The organism is Oleiphilus sp. HI0086 (assembly GCF_001635225.1).
In genome coordinates this window covers 1-1,522 of sequence record NZ_LWFZ01000767.1, presented here as the reverse complement: position 1 = coordinate 1,522, position 1,522 = coordinate 1, and the positions used below count along the sequence as shown (strand labels likewise).

At 42.8% G+C, this 1,522-nt stretch carries 2 protein-coding genes; both read right to left on the bottom strand.

What is annotated here, in order from left to right; all coding sequences use genetic code 11:
* Positions 1-887: asparagine synthase (glutamine-hydrolyzing) (gene asnB / locus A3756_RS13245; RefSeq protein WP_068553670.1), on the bottom strand; the 887-nt coding region annotated here is incomplete at its 3' end.
* Positions 888-890: 3 nt separating this feature from the next.
* A partial coding sequence (locus tag A3756_RS13240) for an exosortase-associated EpsI family protein (RefSeq protein WP_156490458.1) occupies positions 891-1,522 on the bottom strand: 632 nt, incomplete at its 5' end.

Below are 1,522 nucleotides of genomic sequence, written 5' to 3'. Positions count from 1 at the left end.
GCATCTTCGAAAGTGAGTGAAAAGGTGCTGAGGTCTCCGTGATCCAGGTGTTTGATGAGTGAAACCAGGATCGATGAATCTAAGCCGCCCGAAAGATAGGCTCCAACGGGGACGTCAGCCCTTAAACGAATGCGAACGGCTTCTTCTAGAAGTTCAGATACCTTCTGCGCTGCAATCTTTTCATCTACTATGTGTGGGGCGGTTCCAGATGAAAATGGATAATCCCAGTATTGGCGTCGCGTTAAGTTTCCTTTCTCAAAAACAACCTGCTCTCCTGGTTTAACCTCGTAGACATTCTCAAATGCTGTGTTAGGAGAGACAGGTGCCCAATAGCTAAGTATTTGGTCTAAAGAGTTTAGGTTTAGTTTTGGTGCTGAAGGAAGTGTACACAGTATGGCTTTAACTTCTGATGCAAAAGCGAGTGATTGTGCTTGCTGGCTATAAAATAGTGGAGATATACCTACCCGGTCACGAGTTAGAACGGCTCGTTGTTGTTTTTTATCCCAAAGTGCTATTGCGAACTGGCCGTTTAAGTGGTTAACAAAATCCAGGCCATATTCTTCGTAAAGGTGAACGATAACTTCGGTGTCGGTATGGGTATAAAATTGGTGGCCTTTAGCAATTAATACTTCTCGCAGTTCAGGGAAGTTGTATATCTCGCCGTTAAAACTAACCCAAACTGATTTATCTTCATTATGAATAGGCTGCTCACCACCCTGAATATCGATGATGCTCAAACGCGTATGAACCAATAAGGCTTGGCTATCTAGATAGTAAGCTTGTCCGTCAGGGCCTCGATGGCGTAATTGTCCTGCCATTTGCTTGGCAAGTGCATAGCGATCTTTTTCAAACGGGGGGAGGCCAAACAAACCTGCTATTCCACACATAGGTTAACTCTCGATGTCGCTGCTTGAACTTATATCAGAATTTGATTGTATGTGTAACTGGATTATTGTATCCAGCATACCTTGAGTTGGCGTTAAGTTACTTTGACACTTCAGGTTGCATTCTTTCGAGAGAGCAACAAGTTGTGATTCATGGATATCAAGATAGGATTTTTTTAATTGTGCTATCTTGCTTGATCCTATTGAATTTGCAAATTGCGCTCCATGTTTATACCAGTAATATACTACTCGGTGCGTTCTTCCTGCTTTAGCAAGCGCGATACGAATTCTTACGTTTGGGTGTAGATCACTTGTCCATGCATAATCATTGATTAGCTGCCATCTGTTCTTATCAAATATTGTGTTCTGGCTATTGGCCATTTCTACATTACTATTGTTTAGGTAGGTGAGGATGTATAGGTCGAGCTGGTCTCCGAAGGCTCCGTATAAGCCTCGCGTTAAATTGGTTGGTTGTGGAAAGTGAGGTTTCCAGTTGGTCGCTCGAGTTGTATCGAGTGTTAGGCCATTTAGTGTTTTTGGTAGCTTAGGTTGGCTTACCTGGTATTCTCTATTTTCTGGTGGGCTAAGTGCTAGTTGGGAAATGATTAGTAAAACTGTGCAAGCTGTTAACGAGAGAA